This is a genomic window from Mucilaginibacter sp., assembly GCF_041663085.1.
Lineage (GTDB): Bacteria > Bacteroidota > Bacteroidia > Sphingobacteriales > Sphingobacteriaceae > Mucilaginibacter.
Genome location: NZ_JBAZRC010000032.1, coordinates 1 through 18,882, shown reverse-complemented (window position 1 = coordinate 18,882; position 18,882 = coordinate 1). Strand labels below are relative to the sequence as shown.

Below are 18,882 nucleotides of genomic sequence, written 5' to 3'. Positions count from 1 at the left end.
TATTTGGAACAATTAACACCATCCTACAATTTTCCGCGTACTACCCTGCGTATAGCAGTTGGGGTTATGTTTTTCATGGCCGGTATTTGCTTTGCCAGCTGGGCATCGCGTATAGCAACCATACAGCAAAACCTTAACCTTAGCGATGCCGGGCTTGGCGGAGTATTGTTTGCCCTGCCGGTAGGGTTAATGTGTTCGCTCCCTTTCTCGGGCTGGGTAATTACCCGTATAGGCAGCCGCAAATTACTCGTATCGGCATTAATAGTTTACAGCCTGGCCTTAGTGTCATTAGGCATGGCGCAAAATACGGTTCAGTTGGTAGCCTGCCTGCTGTTGTTCGGTTTTTCAAGCAATGCGGTAAACATATCAGTTAACACCCAGGCCGTAGCTGCCGAAGAGTTATACAAACGGCCCATACTATCCTCTTTTCATGGCTTATGGAGTTTGGCAGGGTTTACCGGTGCTGCCATCGGTACCTTCATGATAGGGCAGCACGTTATCCCCTTTAAGCATTTTAGTATGATAATGGCCCTGGTTATTATCACCGTGATATTTACCACCCGCTATTTAAAAAATGATAAACCTGCCAGCGCCGGGCCGGTATTTGTAATGCCCGATAACTCGCTGATCAAGCTGGGTGTTATTGCATTTTGCTCCATGATATGCGAAGGCGCCATGTTTGATTGGAGCGTTATCTATTTCAAAAAAGTAGTGCTTGCCCAAAACGCTTCAATGGGTGCAGGCTATACTGGTTTTATGCTCACCATGGCAACCGGCCGCTTTATTGCCGATAAATTTGCACACCGTTTTGGCTTAAAACGTACCCTGCAGGTTAGCGGTATGCTCACCGCAACAGGCTTGCTTACGGCCGTGGCATTCCCCTATTTATATACAGCCATATTTGGTTTTATGCTGGTAGGGTTCGGTGTATCATCAGTAGTGCCGTTGGTTTACAGTGCCGCCGGCAAATCAAAAACAATGTCGCCGGGGGTAGCGCTCGCAGCCGTATCAACCATTGGCTTTATGGGCTTTTTGTTTGGGCCGCCGGTTATAGGTTTTGTGGCGGGCATAGCCACGCTAAGGGCATCATTCACACTGATAGCAATTATGGGCATTTGCGTTACCGTTTTTGCAACCAAGGCAAAAATTTAATCCCCTTTATTCAGGTCAGTAGCGTTTGGGTTTAAAACGTACTCGAAGTTTTCGTACCCATTGTGAAAAATAAATTTCAACCGCTCGTGCGGCAGGGTTATATCCAGCGATATTGCGCCTAACGTTGTTGGCAGGTTATCCCTTATCAATTTCAGATCGGTAACATGGGGCATGTCAATGGCAATATCTTCGCCACGGGCTTCAATTTTCCAATCCTTAAGGTTTGCGCCCCGTAATACATCCAACCATTTTTGCTGATACGCGTTCATAAGCTTGTAGTTTGCTTATAGAACAGGCGAGGTGGTATTAAGTTTTTAAGAACTGGAGGGGTGCCTGCCCTGCGTAAATACCTTTCTAAAGCAGACGCGAAGTATCGCGTCTCTACATTGTGGCATTCGTAGAGACGCGATACTTCGCGTCTTTGACTTTTCTTCGAGCGTATTTGCGGCTACTTTGCCGGCATAATGGGCTTGCCATAAACACCCAAGGGAGTAAGCCTGTTCTCAAATAATACTTTTGGTTCTTTAAAAAATCTGATAAAATCCTGCTCGCTTACCTGGCCAGGGTACGGCACGTAGTAATGATTTGGGTTGCCGTTGCGCCAGGCCACTACGTATGATGTTTTGTGTTTGGCAAGCGTTGGGGCTAATACTTTTGTCCACCAGTCGGCTTGCGGGATTCCCTCGTAACCAATTTCGGGGATGCAGGCCAGTTTGCCGGTTTTGGCGGCTATGGCATCTAAAATACCCAGGCGCATGTCCAGTTTTTGCTGATAATTGGGTATGGTTTTAAAGCAATAGCTGTCAAAGCCAATAAAGTCGGTATAATCATCGCCGGGGTAGCGCTGCATAAAATCGGCCTCGCTGTTAAAATCAGATGTAGAGTAAACTATCAATAGGTTATGCAGCTTTTTGGTTACGCGCATATAATCAACCGTAAAGCGCCAAAGCTGCTTAAATTCTTCGGGCGTGCTGGTATTAGCGCACCACCAAAACCAATTGCCCGTAAGCTCATGAAACGGGCGAAACAACAACGGGATCTGCTCGCCGTCATCCCCCTTTAAGCTGGCCATGTAAGCGGCGCCTTTATCAAGCCATTTGGTATAAACATCGTGGTAAGCGCCGCCGGGCAGCAATTCTTTTACCGTACGCATCGAAGTATCCCAGGCGGTTTTGCCGTTGGCGGGATTATCCATGTGCCAACAAAAAGTATTGATGCCTCCCCTGCGGTAGGCGTCGCGTATCATTTGTTTCTGTAGTTTAAAAGGCGTGCCGTTAATATCGCGTTCGCTGTCGTGCTCAATTTTGGCCAGATCCCAGCCGTACATGGCCGGGTATGAGCCGGTAACGCTTTTCACATCCGACCGGTTAGCCTCATAAGCCCAGCCCACACCGTAGGCGGTATCATCATGGTGCCCAAATATTGCACCTGCATCAACCAAACGCTGCATACTGTAAAACAGCTGGCGGGTTTCGTAAGTGGCCTGCTTATCGCAGGGGTTGTTTAACTGTGCCATAACGGGGATACTGCCGGTTAGCAAAAGAGCAGTAATAGCGTAACGATAGATATTTTTCATTTGATATATTGATGTTATAGTATTATTTCCCTTCGGCCACTAAAAATACGGTTCCACGGGCAGGAACAGTAACAATTATCCCGCCCGAAATAGCCGCGCTGTTTGCCGCAATAGTTTTATATGTTGCCGGGCCGCCCGAATCGCCATCAGGGCCGGTGCCATTTACATACACCTTGCGCGAGAACGGCGCATTATCTGTACCCCCGTTTAGTGTGTAATAGTAATACCTTGTACCTGCTGCAAAGTTTTTAAGGTTAACGGTAACTGCCCTATCTAAGCTGCTTCGGTTTACCAGTACCACACCCGCATCGCCCGATTCAAAAGATGAGCCGTAGCTAAGAATATCCGGGCTGCCCGTTACTTCCGAGGTCACCATGCGGTCGCCAAAATACTTTTGGAAAAAGTACATGTAATAAAATGCAGGCCTGGCGTTCCAGGCAGGTGCTCCGGGTTCTTTATTGCTACTATTTACGCTGTTATTCAACAAGCCATGATCATCACCGTTATCCCATGCATTTGCCAGATCCCAGCGACTGGCCATGCTGTATTGATTCTTAATCAATTCGCCCAGTACCATTACCGCGTGCACACCGGCCACGTTTGATACCATTTGTTTTGACCCGGACGAGAAGATATTCCATTCATCCAACGCTACGGGCTTTTGCTGCAGCCCTGCTTTTTGCAGAGAGTTTTTTACCCAGTTCATCATACTGGTGGTAACACCCGCAGGGGTTCCCAGTATAAGCTCGGGCGATGAGTTTTGCATGTATGGCGTATAGTAGTTATGCACCACATAAAAATCGGGCGAATTGCCTGAGGTGGTCATGGCATCTGCATTCCAGGCCTGTATAATGGTTGATGTATTGTCTTTTTCGTCGGCCTCGGTTGTTACCATACCTATTTTAATACCTACGTTGCCCACCTCGGCTGCCGCCTTACGCATTGCATCAGCAAAGATCTTAAAGTGCAGGCCGTAAAGCGCACCGCTTAAAACAGCCGGTTGCCCGTCTTTATTGGCGGCGGGGTTTATGCGGTAGCCCGCTTCCCAGTTGCCGTAGTTCTCGTTGCCAATTTCCCAGTATTTGGTTCGGCCATTATCGTAACGTACCCAATCGGCAGCCAATTTAGCGGCTGTTTCAACAGGGTTATCGCTGGTACCATAACGGGCGTAACCGTAGTTTACAGTAATAAGGCCGGTGCTGTTGGTTTGCTGTAAAACTTTGTAATAGTTATCAAGCGTGAATGTCCAATCGGCGGTGTTGTTGCCAAACCAATAGTTAGAAGCGCTTGAAGCACCGGCACTATTTAGCAGCTGCGCAGGCGCGTCATCGGGCGCTTTATTGCTACCGTTCCAAAAGTAAATGTCAGATAAGCTGCCCCCCGGGAAACGCAGAATATTCGGCGACAAATCTGTCAATTGCTGCATCAATACAGGCTGGTCTACATACTGCCCCATAAACGGGTTGGTATTATTACCAAACAGGTTTTTTGATACCTTGGTGATCACCTTGCTTAGGTCAACCGTGGCAACAACGGTACCCGCTACCGGCTTGGCTACCGTTTTGTATCCCACCGGGATGCTGAATGCTTTGGCCTGCCAGCCATCTAAAAAAAAGCCTTGCGTGGCCGCAATATCGGGGTTATTGGGTGGGGTAATAACGGTTGAACCGCCATCTGTGCCGCCGTTATTTTTACCGCCGCCGTTTGTGTTTGTGTTGCCGTCCTTTTTACAAGAGTGCAGCAGGGCCAGGGTAGCTAAAGCCACCATGCCTGTTTTCAGGAAATGTGTTCTCATTGGGTTTACTGTCTGCTTATTCGTTTAATTAATTCGATACATGCCCGGCTATTGTGATAGGGGCATTTCCAGATCCCGGCCTTGTCTTCGGTTTGCATTACATCGCCGTTGGCGTAAATGCCCCAAAACCACTCACCGTTCTGTATATCCAATATGTGTTGCTTAACGAAAGCCCAATTCCGAAGCGACAGATCAAGATATTCTTGTTTATTATTCAGTTGAAAGGTGTTGTAGAAGCCTACCATTGCTTCTGCCTGTACCCACCAGTGTTTTTCTTTTATTAAATGATGCGCGGCGGGTTCATACTCGTACCATAAACCGCCATCGGCATCTAAGCCCTGTTTAGTTGCATCGGTTATTTTGATGCATACATGTTTTACTTTTTCTATTAACTCATGATGACCGATTACCTCGGCTGCTTCCAGCAAAAGCCAGGTGGCCTCAATATCGTGCCCGTACGATACCGTATCCGATCTTTTATTCCAGTCCTCATCAAAAAACAGCACCAAATGGTTGGTCTCATTATCAATGATATGCTCCAGGAAATTATTGATCAGTGTAATGACCTGCTCCCTCAATCCCTCCTCCGGCAAAATGCTGTACAGCGTAGTGTAGGCTTCCAGCACATGCAGGTGGGTGTTCATGCTCTTTTTCTCGTTGGCATCCTTGGCGCTCAGGCGCAGGTCGGCAATGGGTTGCCACTCTTTGGTAAAAGCTTCCAGATAGCCGGTTCGCTCAGTATCGTAGCTTTTATCAACCAATAATTTGTACAGGTTAACTGCATAGTTTTTTGCTTCTGCTACGCCGGATGCCTTGTAATATTCGCTCAGCGCGTAAATGGTAAAGGCCGATGCGTACACCTGCTTTTTGGTATCCAGCGGGTTGCCCAAATAATCAACCGACCAATAAACGCCGCCAAATTCGGCATCAATAAAATGTTTAATGATGAACTGGTAAGCCCTGTCGGCCATAGCCAGGTATTGCTTATCCGGGTTCAGGTTATAAGCTGCGGAGAAACTCCACAAGATCCTTGCATTTAAAACAGATCCTTTTGGCGAAGCGGGGATAACGTTATTATCGTTATCTATTTTACCATAAAAACCACCATACTGCTCATCAACAGTATTGGCCATCCAATAATTCAGGATGTTGCCCAGTTCGGCGGTCAACTCCTGTTTATAGGTATGCAATTGGTTTTCTATGGTATGCTCCGCCATCGTCTCCATTTATTATTGTACCGCTAAAAGGCTTTTATTTTTATTAATGATACTGTTTATGGTATTCACCGATGCTGCCGAACGCAGGCCATCTGCCGGGGTGTTGATCACATAATCAACCAATTTATCAACCGTTGTGGTTGCCACATGCATGCGCGTGTCTGACGATGCATAGTAGATAAACACGCTGCCATCCTCATCCTTTATCCAGCCGTTACAGAAGGCCACGTTTGATACATCGCCCACACGCTCGGCACCCTCGGGTGCTAAAAAGTAGCCTGCGGGTTTATGGGTAACTTTAATCAGGTTGTTTAAGTCGGTCATGAACATATACAGTGTGTAGCGTAAGCCTGCGGCTGTATTACGTACGCCATGCGCCAAATGCAGCCAGCCTTTATCTGTTTTTATAGGTGCCGGGCCCTGTCCGTTCTTGGCTTCGTAAACGGTATGGTATTGTTTATTGTCTATGATGGTTTCTTCATCAACCATGGCGTTTTCCATACTATCGCAAAGGCCAAAGCCTATGCCGCCGCCTTTACCGGCGCTGATGAAGCCATCCTGCGGGCGGGTGTACAGTGCGTATTTGCCATCCACAAATTCGGGGTGTAAAACTACGTTGCGCTGCTGTGGTGAGTTTGTTTTCAGGTCCGCGAGGCGCTCCCAGGTCAATAAGTCCTTTGTGCGAGCTATGCCACAAGCTGCTATGGCCATGCTTTGGTCGTGCGCCGGGGCTTCGGGGTCGCGCCTTTCTGTGCAGAACAATCCGTAGATCCAGCCATCCTCGTGCGCGGTTAGGCGCATATCGTACAGGTTGGTATCAGGCTCGTTGGTTTCGGGCATGGTGATGGGGTGTTCCCAAAATTCAAAATGGTCTATCCCGTTAGGGCTTTCGGCCACCGCGAAGAACGATTTGCGGTCGGCCCCTTCTACCCTTACCACCATTATATACTTACCGTTGAATTTGATAGCCCCCGCGTTAAAAGCGGCGTTCACCCCAAAACGCTCCATCAGGTAGGGGTTGGTTTCGGGGTTAAGGTCATATTTCCAGGCGATGGGTGCATGCTGCGCGGTAAGCACCGGGTATTTGTAGCGGTCGAAAACGCCGTTACCCAGGCCATCTATCTCGTTATTTATATCGATCAGCTTTGCGTACGCTTCCTCTAATCCGGCTAATCTCTGTTTAAATTGCTGTATCATTTATGTTCTTAGTATTCTTTTAGTTTGTTCCACCAGGTACGTTTAAGTATCACCATCATCACGGCCAAAATGGCTATGGTAATTAATAGCGGCGTTTTTTGCCATAGCACCAGGTACATGGGCAATATGGTTAGGCAGCATTGGGCAATAGTACCCACTACCACATTAAACATGTTTAGCTTAAAGTTTTTATTTGGCTGAAAGGATGGATCGTTTGCCAAAGCTATTTGCTTAACCGGTTCCCAAAAGCCCCATGGCCTTACATTGGTGTAAAAGGATTGCAGCACGGCCATATCTGTTGGCGGCGTAGCATATGAGCCGATAACCGAACCCGCCAGCGATACTAAGAACAGCACCGGGAACCAGAACAGCAGCTGCCCTTCGGGAATGTAATTGAACTTTACCAATGCTGAAAAAACAATGGCCGTAATAATACCGGCAAGCATCCCCCAGAAAAAGCCGCTGGCATTAAAGCGCCACCAATGCCATTTAAGCACATTTGATGCGATGTACCCGCCATATAGAGCTGATACTATCCACTGTAATATAGTATTGATATCTTTTACAAAAAAGCCCAGTATTACGCCCACTGCAACTACCACAATGCCTACCAGGTAGTTCATGGTGATGGTTTTTTTGTTGGATGCTGTTGGGTTTACATATTTAAGGTAAATATCATTTACGATGTAGGCCTGCGCGGCATTCATGGTGCCGCTAAAGGTGCTCATAAATGCACCAAGTAAACCGGCAAGCAGCAAGCCTACCAGGCCTACAGGTAAAAAGTTATTGATAACCGCTGGCAGTATGCGTTCAAAATCTATCGCGCCTGTGCCGTCGGTCAGGTTCATTTGGTGATAATAGATCAGGCCCAACGCGGTTAAGCTGATGATAAGCGTATAGCGGATAGGCAGCAGGATAACACTTACAAAACCATTCATTTTGCTGGCCTCTTCGGGCGAGCGGGTTGAAAGGATCTTCTGCATATCGTAATTTGGCGCGGGGCCGGCCAACGCCGCGAAGAACCCTTTGAAGGTCATCATCATAAAGAAATAGGCAAACAACGAGTAACCGTCGCTTTTTATTTTTTGGTTCACCTCGGTGATGATACCCGTCCAGTTCAGGTTTAAATACTTACCAAAAAATGGCGTGTACCAGCCATTGGGTACATTTAAATGGTGACTGCTTATCTGATCGGCGGCTATAAAGCCTATCCAAACGCAGGCAACCGTCATTACCCCGTATTTCACCATATCGCCCAGTACAATGCTGTGCATACCACCTATAATGGAATAGAACATGGCAAACAGGGTGAAGATGATCCCGTAAATATGCGGCACGTATTGCGGCGCTACATCAAAGGGGATATAACTTTTTACCAGGTCCCAGGGCACGAAGATCTCGATGAATTTACCAAGACCTATAAAACCGTAGGCCATAAAGCCAAGGCAGCTTAACAAGGCAAAAGCTATAACCACCAAATGCGAACTGGTTACCCCCGCCCCTGTTTTGCCAAAGCGGGTTGCCAGCCATTCGGCACCGGTTGAGGCATTTGAGCGGCGCAGCCAGCGCGACAGGTACATCATTAAAAACACTTGGTTAAATACCGGCCACAGCCAGGGGATCCAGATACTTTTCATGCCATACACAAAACACAGGCTTACCATCCACATGGTACCGCTGATGTCGAACATATCCGAAGCATCGCTTAAACCAAGCTTATACCATGGTAATGATTTACCGCCAAGCAGGTAACTCTCGTTATTCTCGCGTGCTTTTTTGCGGTACCATAAACCAATAAATATGGTGCTGAACAGGTACAGTACGATGATGGAAATATCTATAAGGGATAATCTCATTTAAATCATTAATTAGTAATAATTGGTACCCGCTAAAATAGATGATTTAATTACCCTGTATATAATACTATTTTAACCTTAATTTATCAATCTGGCTAAAAACCGGTATTAAACATTATATAAATATGCGGTTACCGGTGTACGTTTCCCTAAACTCTTTTGGGATGCAGAATTTTTTGCGCTTAAATATGCGGTTGAAGTTTGAAATATTATTAAAGCCGCATTTATAAGCAATTTCGGCCACGGTGGTGGTGCTATCTATCAGCATGCGCGATGCATGACCAAGCCTTATCTCGTTCAAACTATCAATAAAGGTTTTGCCGGTACGCTTCTTTATAAACCTGCTGAACGACGCCTCGGGCATATTGGCAATGCGGGAAACTTCGGCCAGACTCACCTGTTTATTGTAGTTGTTGTTCATAAACTCAAACACCTTTTCGATACGGCGGCTGTTGTAATAAAACTTCTCGTTGGAAAAGCTCGGATCTGAAAGCGTTTTCATGTTGCGCGATATCGACAGATCGTGCAATATGGATAACAGCTCGAGCACCGAATCGAATCCGTTCTTTTTATCGAGCGATAACAGCCTGTCTTTTAAGGTAAGAATAGTTTCGGGCGAGAAGGCGATGCCGCGCTGCGAACGCTCCAGCATGCTTTTTACAAAGCTCATCTGGTTACGGCGCAGAAACTTCTCGTCGAACAGATCTTTGTGGAACTGTATGGTCACCTCGTTTATCGCCTCGCTTTTGCACTGGTGTGTAAACCAGGCATGGTAAAGGTTTGGGCCTACCAGCACCAGTTCCAGATCGTCAATTACCTCTATGTGCCCGCCCACTACGCGCTTGGCGCCATTGGCATTTATAATAAGGTTCAGTTCGTACTCTTCGTGGTAGTGAAGAGGGAAATCGAACTTGTTTTTTACACGCGAAAAAATAGTGAAGCAATCGCTTGGTGTAAGCGGTGTTATCTCACGCATAACGTTATTTGGCATAATAAATAATTATTGTTTTTTTCGACTGTGAATACTGATACGAATTTAACACATATTATATAATATTAATCACATATCGCAGTAAATCCTACCCACACATCAATAATTAAATTGTTTAAACTATTACATTAAAACCACCCGGCCGGTGTTGGGCCACCAGCCGGGCAGTTAAAATATATTATTGGTTCACAATAATAACATCATCAAAATAGAACGTTTCGTCCTGGTCGTTCGGGCCTTTTATCCAGAAACCTATGGTATTTGCTGTACTGCCCGTACTAAATATACCGGCGGTCGAGATCGGGATCTTAAAATACGTCCATACTTTGGCCGGAATGGTAAGCGGTGTGGTATCATCGTTATTACCATATCCTTTAGCACGTTTATCGGCAGTAAGATACAGGGTATAATCCTGCGAAGCCCCTTTTACCCAAAAGCTTAAGAATTTATACTCGGGTTTTGATGCCAGACCCGGATACCAGTTGGAAAAACCATCAGCCGACCAGTTACCTTTTGCATAAGTTGCCGCAAAAGACGCCGCACCCGATTTTGATACCGTGGTAGATATAGTTGCCGGGCCCCATGAGTTATTTGCCCATCCGTCGGCGCCGTAATTATCGGTAAATATCTGGTAGGCCATATCCAGGTTCTCAAATACCTGCGTGGTGGTTATTGGCCCAGTGGCGTTTGTTATTTCTAATGGCGCACCTGGTACCGTACTGCTGGCGGGCATTTTTATAACCAACTCTTTTTTAGTTTGCGATACAATGGTTATAGCATCATTAAACCCTTTAAATTTAACCGAGGTTACATCAGCAAGGTTATTACCGGTGATGGTTATTTGAGTATTAGCAGTAAAATTGTAGTTAGATACCGTTGATATTACCGGTAACGCAATAACGTTAAAGTTTACCATTATCTGTTTGCCAATTTTATTAGTGATGATAATGTTTTGCTTCCCTCCGTTAGCCGTATCCGGCACACGGAAAATAAGCGCGTTATCGGTATTAAACACCGTGTTGAATGGCGCAGGCACACTGCCTTTTTCAAATACTACAGATTGGATCTCTCCAAGGCCGCTGCCGGTAAGGGTTAATACATCGCCTCCTTTGGCAGAATCAGGCTGAATTTTATCGGCCCTGGGGCTTGATGACGCAGCAGCGGGCTTTTGGTTCTCTTTTGTACAAGAGGTAATGACAGATGCACCTGCTATAAAAGCAAACAGCACAATCATCAATTTATATATACTTTTCATGATCAATAATGATTTTTAAATACGTTATCGCTTATTTGTAATAATCAACAGCAGGTTCAAGCAGTTTCGGGTCTTGCGCGGTTTCGGCCTGTGGTATAGGCAAAAACAACTGCGCTGCTGAGTTTAGGGTTGCTTTAAAGCTGGTAAGCCTTCCGTTACCATCCAGCGTACCCCGCTCTTGAGACGCTATGATCTGCTGTGCTTTTGCAAACCCCTGGCGCTGAATATCAAACCAGTAATCGCCTTCAAAAGCAAACTCTACTTTACGTTCATGTAAAATATCGTTTTGGGTTAGGGTGGTTAAACTTGTTAAACCTGCTCTGTTATGCACTTTGTTAAATGCCTCAAGCGCACCGGCATCCGCGGTAGACCCAGCATCTCCTAAAACTGCTTCAGCATATATCAATAATACATCCGCGTAGCGTAAAATAAAAGTAGGCATACTGGTATGGCCATCAGGTGTAACCGGTTCATCGGCGCGGTTTGGGCCAACAATATACTTCTGGATGTTTGAGCGTGTGCCGGTAAAAATAAAGTGATCGTCTGTAGCGCGCCCAGTTGTATCATAAGTAAACCCGGTTGGGAAGTTATCATTCACCCAGGCATCTTTATGGAAACCCTGTTGCATTACAGACCACCCGCGGCGTTTATCGGCAGTTTCATAACCGGTTGCCGGGTTTAGCATATCAAACGAAGGTACTACCGCCGAGTAACCGTTACCACCTGTTGGTTTTGGATGTACCAAAGGTTGCGGCGCAGCGTAGATAGAGAAACGGTTACCACCGTTCCATCCCATTGATGACAGCCATCTTAATGAGAACAAGTTCTCTTTGTTTTTAACATTAGCTGCTGCAGATGAAGTGAACATAGCGTTATAATCATCGTTCAAACCAAGTACACCGTTGCCTGCGCCTTTTGAATAATCAATTACCAGTTTAGCTTTTGCAGCTGCGTTTATGTAATCTTTTAGGTACAGATAAACTTTAGCCATCATGCCTATAGCAGCATATTTGGTTACTCGGCCATCCTGCGCGGCTACTTCTGGCAATCCATCGGCAGCTGCCTGCAGGTCTTCTAAGGCAAAACGTAATACATCTTTCTGGTGGTATTTAGGCACCAGGTATGCGCCGGGCTTGGTCAGGTCTAAAGGGTTATCAACTATGGGTGCATCACCAAATGTACGGCCTATATAAAAGTAGGCAAAGCCGCGTATAAACCTGGCTTCGGCAATACCCTTATCTAAAAAGTCGGTATTGGTACCGCCAAGCAGTGCTTTTTTATCTTTAAAGGTTTGTATCAGTACTGATGCCTGGCCTGCAGCCTTGTAGCACGAGTTCCAGGTGCTTGATACCAAACCATCGGTACTTTGAATGTTAAAGTTATAGAACGAGTTATATTGGTCGTTACCCTGCGTACCTGTAACTGTACCGCCCAATAAATCGCCCACTGATGTGAACGCTTTATCGAACCAATCGCCCCATACATTATTATACAGTATACCGGTGGCGCCATTCACCTGCTCGGCATTATTATAGTAATTATCTGTAGTGGGCCCGGTTGTGGATGGATGGTTAAGGAAATCCTTTTTACATGCAACACTAAAGCAAACCAACGCACCTATCAGGAATATTATATTTCTTTTCATTTTGCTTATTTTTTTCGATTAAAACTGAATATTGGTACCAAACGTGAATGTGCGAGGTATTGGATAGTGACCGTTATCCACATTCATGAAACCTACCTGACTGTTAATAGCACCTAACTCAGGGTCGTAGCCCGAGTATTTGGTAAAGGTGTATAGATTTTGTACTGATGCGTAAACCCTTACCGATGCTATTTTAAGCCTGCTCATGATGCTTTTTGGCAGATTGTAACCCAGGGCAACATTCTGAATACGCAGGTATGAACCACTCTCGATGTACCTGTCAGATATCCTGGTGTTGTTATTTGTCCACTGGTTGTACCTTGGCATGTTTGAGCCAGTGTTTGCTTCTGTGTACCTGTTCAAAACAGTAACCAACTGGTTATTATTTGAGTTAGACATTGCTTCGGTTTGCCTGCGGGTATAGTTAAATATTTGGCCGCCGTAGCTTCCATATAGGAATATTGACAGATCGATACCTTTGTAATTGAACGTGTTGGTAAAACCGTAAGTGAATTTAGGGTTAGGGTCGCCAATTACACGCGCATCCTTATCATCAATAATTCCGTTACCATCCAAATCTTTATAGCGGATATCGCCCAGCCATAATGAACCCGGCGCAACAGTTAAACCTGTTGGGATAGGGCCGTTAGCCAGATCTTCCTGCGTGCGGAACAAACCATCGGTAACAAAACCGTAGTAGCTGCCAATTGGGCTGCCCGGTGCGGTTAATGATATCAGGTTACTGGTGCCGTACTCGTTAAAAATACCCTTTAATGTAGCGGTTGGGTTGTTTAACCTTACCAGTTTGTTTTTGTAATGGCTAAACACAACGTTGGTTTTCCAGCTAAAATCTTTATTGCTTACGTTGTAGGTGGTGATACCAATATCGATACCGGTGTTGGTCATTTCGCCGGCATTGGTTATTGGCGATTGTATATCATTATACGCCGTGCCCAAACCCGAGAATGAAGGCAACTGACTGGCCAAAAGCATATTGGTTGTAGTTTTTTTGTACACATCAATAGTTACTTCGGCTTTGCTGTTCAGCGTGGTTAAGTCAATACCCGCGTTGTAGGTTTTAACAGATTCCCAGCCCAGATCAGGGTTGGCAACGTTGTATGGTAAGCTACCCGGGCCAAAAGGCGCGGTACCAAATAACTGTATATTGGATACGAAAGCATTAGAGCTGGTATTTTGGTTACCCACCTCGCCATAACCTAAGCGGAATTTTAAATAGCTCAGATTTTTCATGTCCTTCATAAAATCTTCGTTAGTCACTGTCCACGATGCAGAAACCGCAGGGAACGTTCCCCACCGTTTGCCTGGGCCAAAGCTTGATGAACCATCACGACGAACAGTACCTGAAATAGCATATCTGTTATTGAAGGTATAGCCCGCACGTGCAAAGTACGATTCCATACTCCAGGTACCCGCACCTGCGCCAATGCCCTGGGTCAAATCGGCTAAACCTGCGTTTAGCGACGGCAGGTTAGCTACCAACCCGTTACGGTTTGCGTTGATGTAATCATAATCCGATCGTTGAACCTCGTGGCCCAGGGTAGCGCTGATGCTGTGTTTACCAAATGAACGATCAAAATTCAGGAAGTTTTTTACATCCCAGTAAAGGCTTTGGTTGCGCTGCTCGCGGATGCGGCTTGGCGATAATATCACGTCGCCGGTAACGCTGTTCTCCAAAAAAGGCTGGAACGCGCGGTCGCTTTCTAAATTAAAGTTGTAGTTGGCTTCGTTACGTAAAGTAAGGCCTTTTATAATTTTCACCTCGGCATATAATGCGCCCAATGCTTTGGTATTACCCGTACGTACATCACGGTTTTGCGCTAAGGTAACCGGGTTATTGGTAAGGTTTATCTGGTAACCGCCAACATTGGCATTGGTAATATAGTTACCATAGATATCGCGCACAGGCGATACCGGTGTATTGTATAACACCGTACTGGTTACCGCGTCAAAACCATCGCTTAAGCCTATTTGCTGTTTGCTTTTTGACATGTTAGTGGTAAACCCCATTTTTAACCAGTTATTCACCTGGTGATCAACACTGGCCCTGATGGTATACCTGTCGAATCCGGTTTTTATCAATGTACCGGTTTGGTTTAAATAACCGCCGCTAAAGTAAAACTGCGTTTTTTCTGTACCGCCGGATACCGAGATCTGGTGGCTGGTTACCACACCACGCTGGTAGATCTCGTCCTGCCAATCGGTGCCATGGCCCAATACAGATGGATCACGGAATTCGAGCGTGCTATCTAAACCGCTACCCGGTACTGCACGCACCTCATTCACTAACGAGTTACGGTATTGCGCGTACTGGCGCAGGTCCATCACTTTTAGTTTTTTAGGGATCTCTGAGAAACCCACATAGGCATCGTAATTGAATTTACTTGTACCCGCTTTACCGCGTTTGGTATTGATGATAACCACACCGTTTGCACCGCGCGAACCGTAAATAGCCTGCGCCGATGCATCTTTCAGGATGTCGATAGACTCAATATCAGACGGGCTTAAGGTAGCCAAAACGCTCTGGCCTGTTTGCCCCGAGCCCCCACCCAGGAAATCCTGGTTTAAGCTTACGTTACCTTCGGCGCCAAACTGCACACCATCTATTACATACAATGGCTCATTTGAACCGGTTGCGCTTGTGATACCACGCACTCGTACCGAAACGCCCGCACCCGGCTGGCCCGAGTTGTTCATTACCGTAACACCGGCAACTTTACCCTGTATAGCCTGGTCAACACCGGCAACGGGTAAATTTCTAATATCCTTTTCGCTAACTGATGAAATGGATGAGGTAATATCGGCACGGCGGATGCTGCCGTAACCAATTACCACCACCTCGTTTAGCGAAGTGTTTGAGGCCTTCAATGTTGCATCAACCACGGTACGGCCATCTATGGCAACCTCGCTGGTCTCTAACCCGATAAATTTAAACACAAGTACTTTGGCTGTTGCTGATACGGTAATAGTATACTTACCATTTACATCGGTTACGGCAACGCCTGTACCATCTTTTACAGATACAGTAACACCGGGTAATGCGCCGGTATTATCTTTAACTGTTCCCCTGATCACTGTGCCGCCTGTTTGCGCCATAGCTGCGGCACAAATAAAGAAGGAAGCAAACAGCAATGCTATTCGTAGAATTTTTCCCATAATGATTTGTTAGTTTTTGGTTGATTTATATTTGATTTTAATTGGTGTACTTGTTTACAAAAGCCGGCCGGCAAACGCATCAATTGTGCATCGGCATCCCCATGTACCAGGTGTAATTACTTACCCTGCATTGCTTAATAACTTTAAAAAAATGGTTAATTGGTTTATATAATCAGCACCCGGTAATTATTGCAGGTGCGTTATTGATTATTCATGGGTTAAAATTATATGCTATTAAAAGCCCTGTTGTGGATAAATAGGGGCACAAATGTCAACCCGAATTAACATATTGATTGTAAGATATTTAATAATTAAAATGAATGTTTTTTGGGCTATTTAGTTACAAATGTGTACCTGTAATCAAGATACAGGTACTTTATAAAGTGCTTAAATAGTATTATAAGCTAAAGCCTGTGGGTGTTAAATTTTGCATAGCTGTTAGTTGTAAAGCGTTTATTTCACGAAGAAGCGAAGATTAGAAAAATGATGCAGCGTACCTACGGCACGCAGGGTTTGGGATGGTGCTATGCTACCGGTCTTTAACCCTGATGGGGTTTTAGACCGCTGCTTTAAAATAGGCTGGATTTTGGCTAAAGCCATTTGATACTTATTATCATCCGTTGGCTAAAGCCAACGGCAATGAATTAATGGAATATACTTCATGAAGCATGATAGGATACAACCTTACGAAGTGCTCCGTCAGGAGCAACAGCCCGGTAAAAAAATAAGTGTAACTCTCCGTGCCGTAGGTACGGAACAATTGCAAGCAACTACTCACCACTCACCCCCTCTCTACTCACTAAGCTCCGCGTAGCGCGACGGGATGGTATTAAACTCGGCCTTAAAGGTGCGCACAAAGTATTTCTGACTTTTGAAGCCTACCTTATGGCATATCTGCGAAATGGTGAGATGGCCGGTTTCCAGCAGTTGCGCGGCGCGTTTCAGGCGCATCTGTCGCACCAGTTCGTTGGGGGTTTTGCCGGTCATCTGCAGTATTTTTTTGTAGAGGGTGTAGCGGCTCACGCACATATCGCTGCTTAGTTCCTCTACCGAAAAGTTGGGGTTGGAGATATTGTTATCTATCAGCACCAGTACTTTTTTAATAAACACCTCGTCCGGCGAATCTACATGCATTTCGGTAGGTTTGGCCTCCACCTGCTTCTGGTAGGTTTTGCGCATATGTTCCTGCTGGCTCAGTATATTCTTTATTTTTGATAGCAGGATCTCGAAGTTAAAAGGCTTGGTCATGTAATCGCTGGCACCGGTACCCAGGCCTTTTAGCTGTTGCTCCTCGCCGGCCATGGCGGTAAGCAATATCACTGGGATATGTGATGTACGGGTATCACTCTTTATTTTCTGACAAAGCTCAATCCCGTTCATTTCGGGCATGGCAATATCACTTACTACCAGGTTGGGGTGCTGCGCCAATGCCTTTTGCCAGCCTCTTTTACCGTTCTCGGCCTCAATAATATTAAACGACTCTTTCAGGTTATCCTTTATATAAAAACGGAAGTCCTCATTATCCTCCACCAATAATACGGTTGGTTTTTTACCATCACGGGTTCCCCTGATCTGCGCAGAGCGATTGGTATTCAAATCAAACACCACATCTTCGGCATGCTCTAAAAGTAAAGGGGTGTCGGTAAACAACTGCATATCCGCTTGCTGCAACGGCAATAATACAGTAAAGCAACTACCCTGGTTAAACTCGCTCTCCACCGTTATTTCGCCGCCGTGCAGGCGCACAAACTCTTTGGTGATAGACAGGCCTATCCCGCTGCCCTGGTTTAGCATTGAACCAGGGATATCGTTCTGGAAGAACGGTTCAAAGATCTTATCAAGCTTATCCTTTTGGATGCCGATGCCCGTATCCATCACCTTAATTTCTAACTGGCGGTGCTGCGGGTCGGTGCCATCCATTAAGTAGAGCAGCACACTCACGTGCCCGCCTGTTTGGGTAAATTTATAAGCGTTGGATAGCAGGTTAAAAATGATACGCTCTATCTTATCCTGGTCAAAACTGGTTTTAAATTCATCCACTTCAGCATCAAATATAAAGTCGATACCTTTTTGCTCGGCTACATCTGTAAACGAATACGACAGGTCGCGGATAAACCCAATAATATCCCCCGGGTGATTATGCAGCTTAAGCTCCTGGTGCTCCATCTTCCTAAAATCAAGCAATTGGTTTACCAGGTTTAGCAGCCTTTTGGCATTGCGGTTAACCAGCAACAACTGCTTTTGTATTTCGGGCTCCTGTATTTGTTTAATGATCTTATCTACCGGGGCCATAATAAGCGATAACGGCGTGCGGAACTCGTGACTTACGTTGGTAAAGAATTTTATCTTCATCAGGTCAAGTTCGTGAAGGCGCTGGGTTTCCTCACGTTCTTTCTCCAGCAGGAACTGTGCGCGGATCTTTTGGATACCCCTGCGGCGCAGATAAAACAAGGTCCCCACAAATGCCAATACATATAAGATGTAGGCAAAAGTAGTTTTCCACCAGGGCGGCAGGATGGTTACATGCAGCAATATCTCCTTACTATTCCAATAACCGGGGTTTGATGCACGTACCTTAAAGATATAATCGCCGGCATCAAGATTGGTGTATACCACTTTGCGGGTAAGGTTATCGGCCGGGATCCAGTTTTTATCAAAGCCCTGCATCATGTATTCAAACTTCACCTTATCGGCATCAAAATAATTCAGGGCGGCAAATTCTATCCCAAAAACATTCTCGTTATGGTTCAGCTTAACCGAGCTGGTTTGGGTGATGGCCTTCGGCAATATCACCTTGCCGTAAAGCTTTTCGCCCACGGTAATGCTTTTGTTAAACACCTGAAAATCGGTAAAAACCAACGCCGGGCTATTTTTACTTGTACGCAAATTAGCGGGCTTAAAAATATTAAACCCGTTGCCGCCGCCAAATATGAGTTCGCCGCTGCGGGTTTTGTAGGCCGCGTTCATGGTAAATTCCCTGCCTTGCAAGCCATCCCGCTCGTTATAGTTCACAAAACGGAACCC

Annotated in this window: 13 protein-coding genes; 1 reads left to right on the top strand and 12 read right to left on the bottom strand. The window is 45.7% G+C overall.

Annotated features, from left to right (window positions below; all coding sequences use genetic code 11):
• The first annotated feature begins 3 nt into the window (after positions 1-3).
• The gene (locus WC615_RS08700) at positions 4-1,152 is read left to right on the top strand and encodes an MFS transporter (protein ID WP_372977720.1); all 1,149 of its coding nucleotides are present in this window, start codon (positions 4-6) and stop codon (positions 1,150-1,152) included.
• Here the strand turns inward: WC615_RS08700 and WC615_RS08695 are convergent.
• From WC615_RS08695 to WC615_RS08640, 12 genes are all read right to left on the bottom strand, one after another.
• A complete protein-coding gene (locus WC615_RS08695) occupies positions 1,149-1,421 on the bottom strand; it encodes a hypothetical protein (protein WP_372977719.1) in 273 nt (90 codons plus the stop codon). The two genes, WC615_RS08700 and WC615_RS08695, sit on opposite strands and share 4 nt — an antisense overlap.
• 179 nt (positions 1,422-1,600) lie before the next feature.
• Positions 1,601-2,728, bottom strand: a complete 1,128-nt coding sequence (locus WC615_RS08690; protein WP_372977718.1) for a glycoside hydrolase family 26 protein — start codon at positions 2,726-2,728, stop codon at positions 1,601-1,603.
• 22 nt (positions 2,729-2,750) lie between these two features.
• Positions 2,751-4,523, bottom strand: a complete 1,773-nt coding sequence (locus WC615_RS08685) for an alpha-L-arabinofuranosidase (RefSeq protein WP_372977717.1) — start codon at positions 4,521-4,523, stop codon at positions 2,751-2,753.
• A 5-nt stretch (positions 4,524-4,528) separates the two neighbouring features.
• Positions 4,529-5,740, bottom strand: a complete 1,212-nt coding sequence (locus WC615_RS08680) for an AGE family epimerase/isomerase (protein WP_372977716.1) — start codon at positions 5,738-5,740, stop codon at positions 4,529-4,531.
• Between the two features lie 12 nt (positions 5,741-5,752).
• A complete protein-coding gene (locus WC615_RS08675; protein WP_372977715.1) occupies positions 5,753-6,937 on the bottom strand; it encodes a glycosidase in 1,185 nt (394 codons plus the stop codon).
• Positions 6,938-6,945: 8 nt separating this feature from the next.
• Positions 6,946-8,793, bottom strand: a complete 1,848-nt coding sequence (locus tag WC615_RS08670) for a sodium:solute symporter family protein (RefSeq protein ID WP_372977714.1) — start codon at positions 8,791-8,793, stop codon at positions 6,946-6,948.
• A 115-nt stretch (positions 8,794-8,908) separates the two neighbouring features.
• Entirely contained in the window at positions 8,909-9,784 is an 876-nt protein-coding gene (locus WC615_RS08665) for an AraC family transcriptional regulator (RefSeq protein ID WP_372977713.1), read from the bottom strand.
• Between the two features lie 178 nt (positions 9,785-9,962).
• A complete protein-coding gene (locus tag WC615_RS08660; protein ID WP_372977712.1) occupies positions 9,963-11,039 on the bottom strand; it encodes an IPT/TIG domain-containing protein in 1,077 nt (358 codons plus the stop codon).
• Positions 11,040-11,070: 31 nt separating this feature from the next.
• Positions 11,071-12,684 (bottom strand): RagB/SusD family nutrient uptake outer membrane protein, encoded by a 1,614-nt coding sequence (locus tag WC615_RS08655; RefSeq protein ID WP_372977711.1) that lies wholly within the window; start codon positions 12,682-12,684, stop codon positions 11,071-11,073.
• Between the two features lie 18 nt (positions 12,685-12,702).
• On the bottom strand, positions 12,703-15,858 hold the full coding sequence (locus WC615_RS08650; protein WP_372977710.1) for a SusC/RagA family TonB-linked outer membrane protein: 3,156 nt from the start codon (positions 15,856-15,858) through the stop codon (positions 12,703-12,705).
• 453 nt (positions 15,859-16,311) lie between these two features.
• Entirely contained in the window at positions 16,312-16,458 is a 147-nt protein-coding gene (locus tag WC615_RS08645; protein ID WP_372977709.1) for a hypothetical protein, read from the bottom strand.
• Positions 16,459-16,650: 192 nt separating this feature from the next.
• Positions 16,651-18,882 (bottom strand): ATP-binding protein (locus WC615_RS08640; protein WP_372977708.1); only part of this gene is annotated, 2,232 nt, incomplete at its 5' end.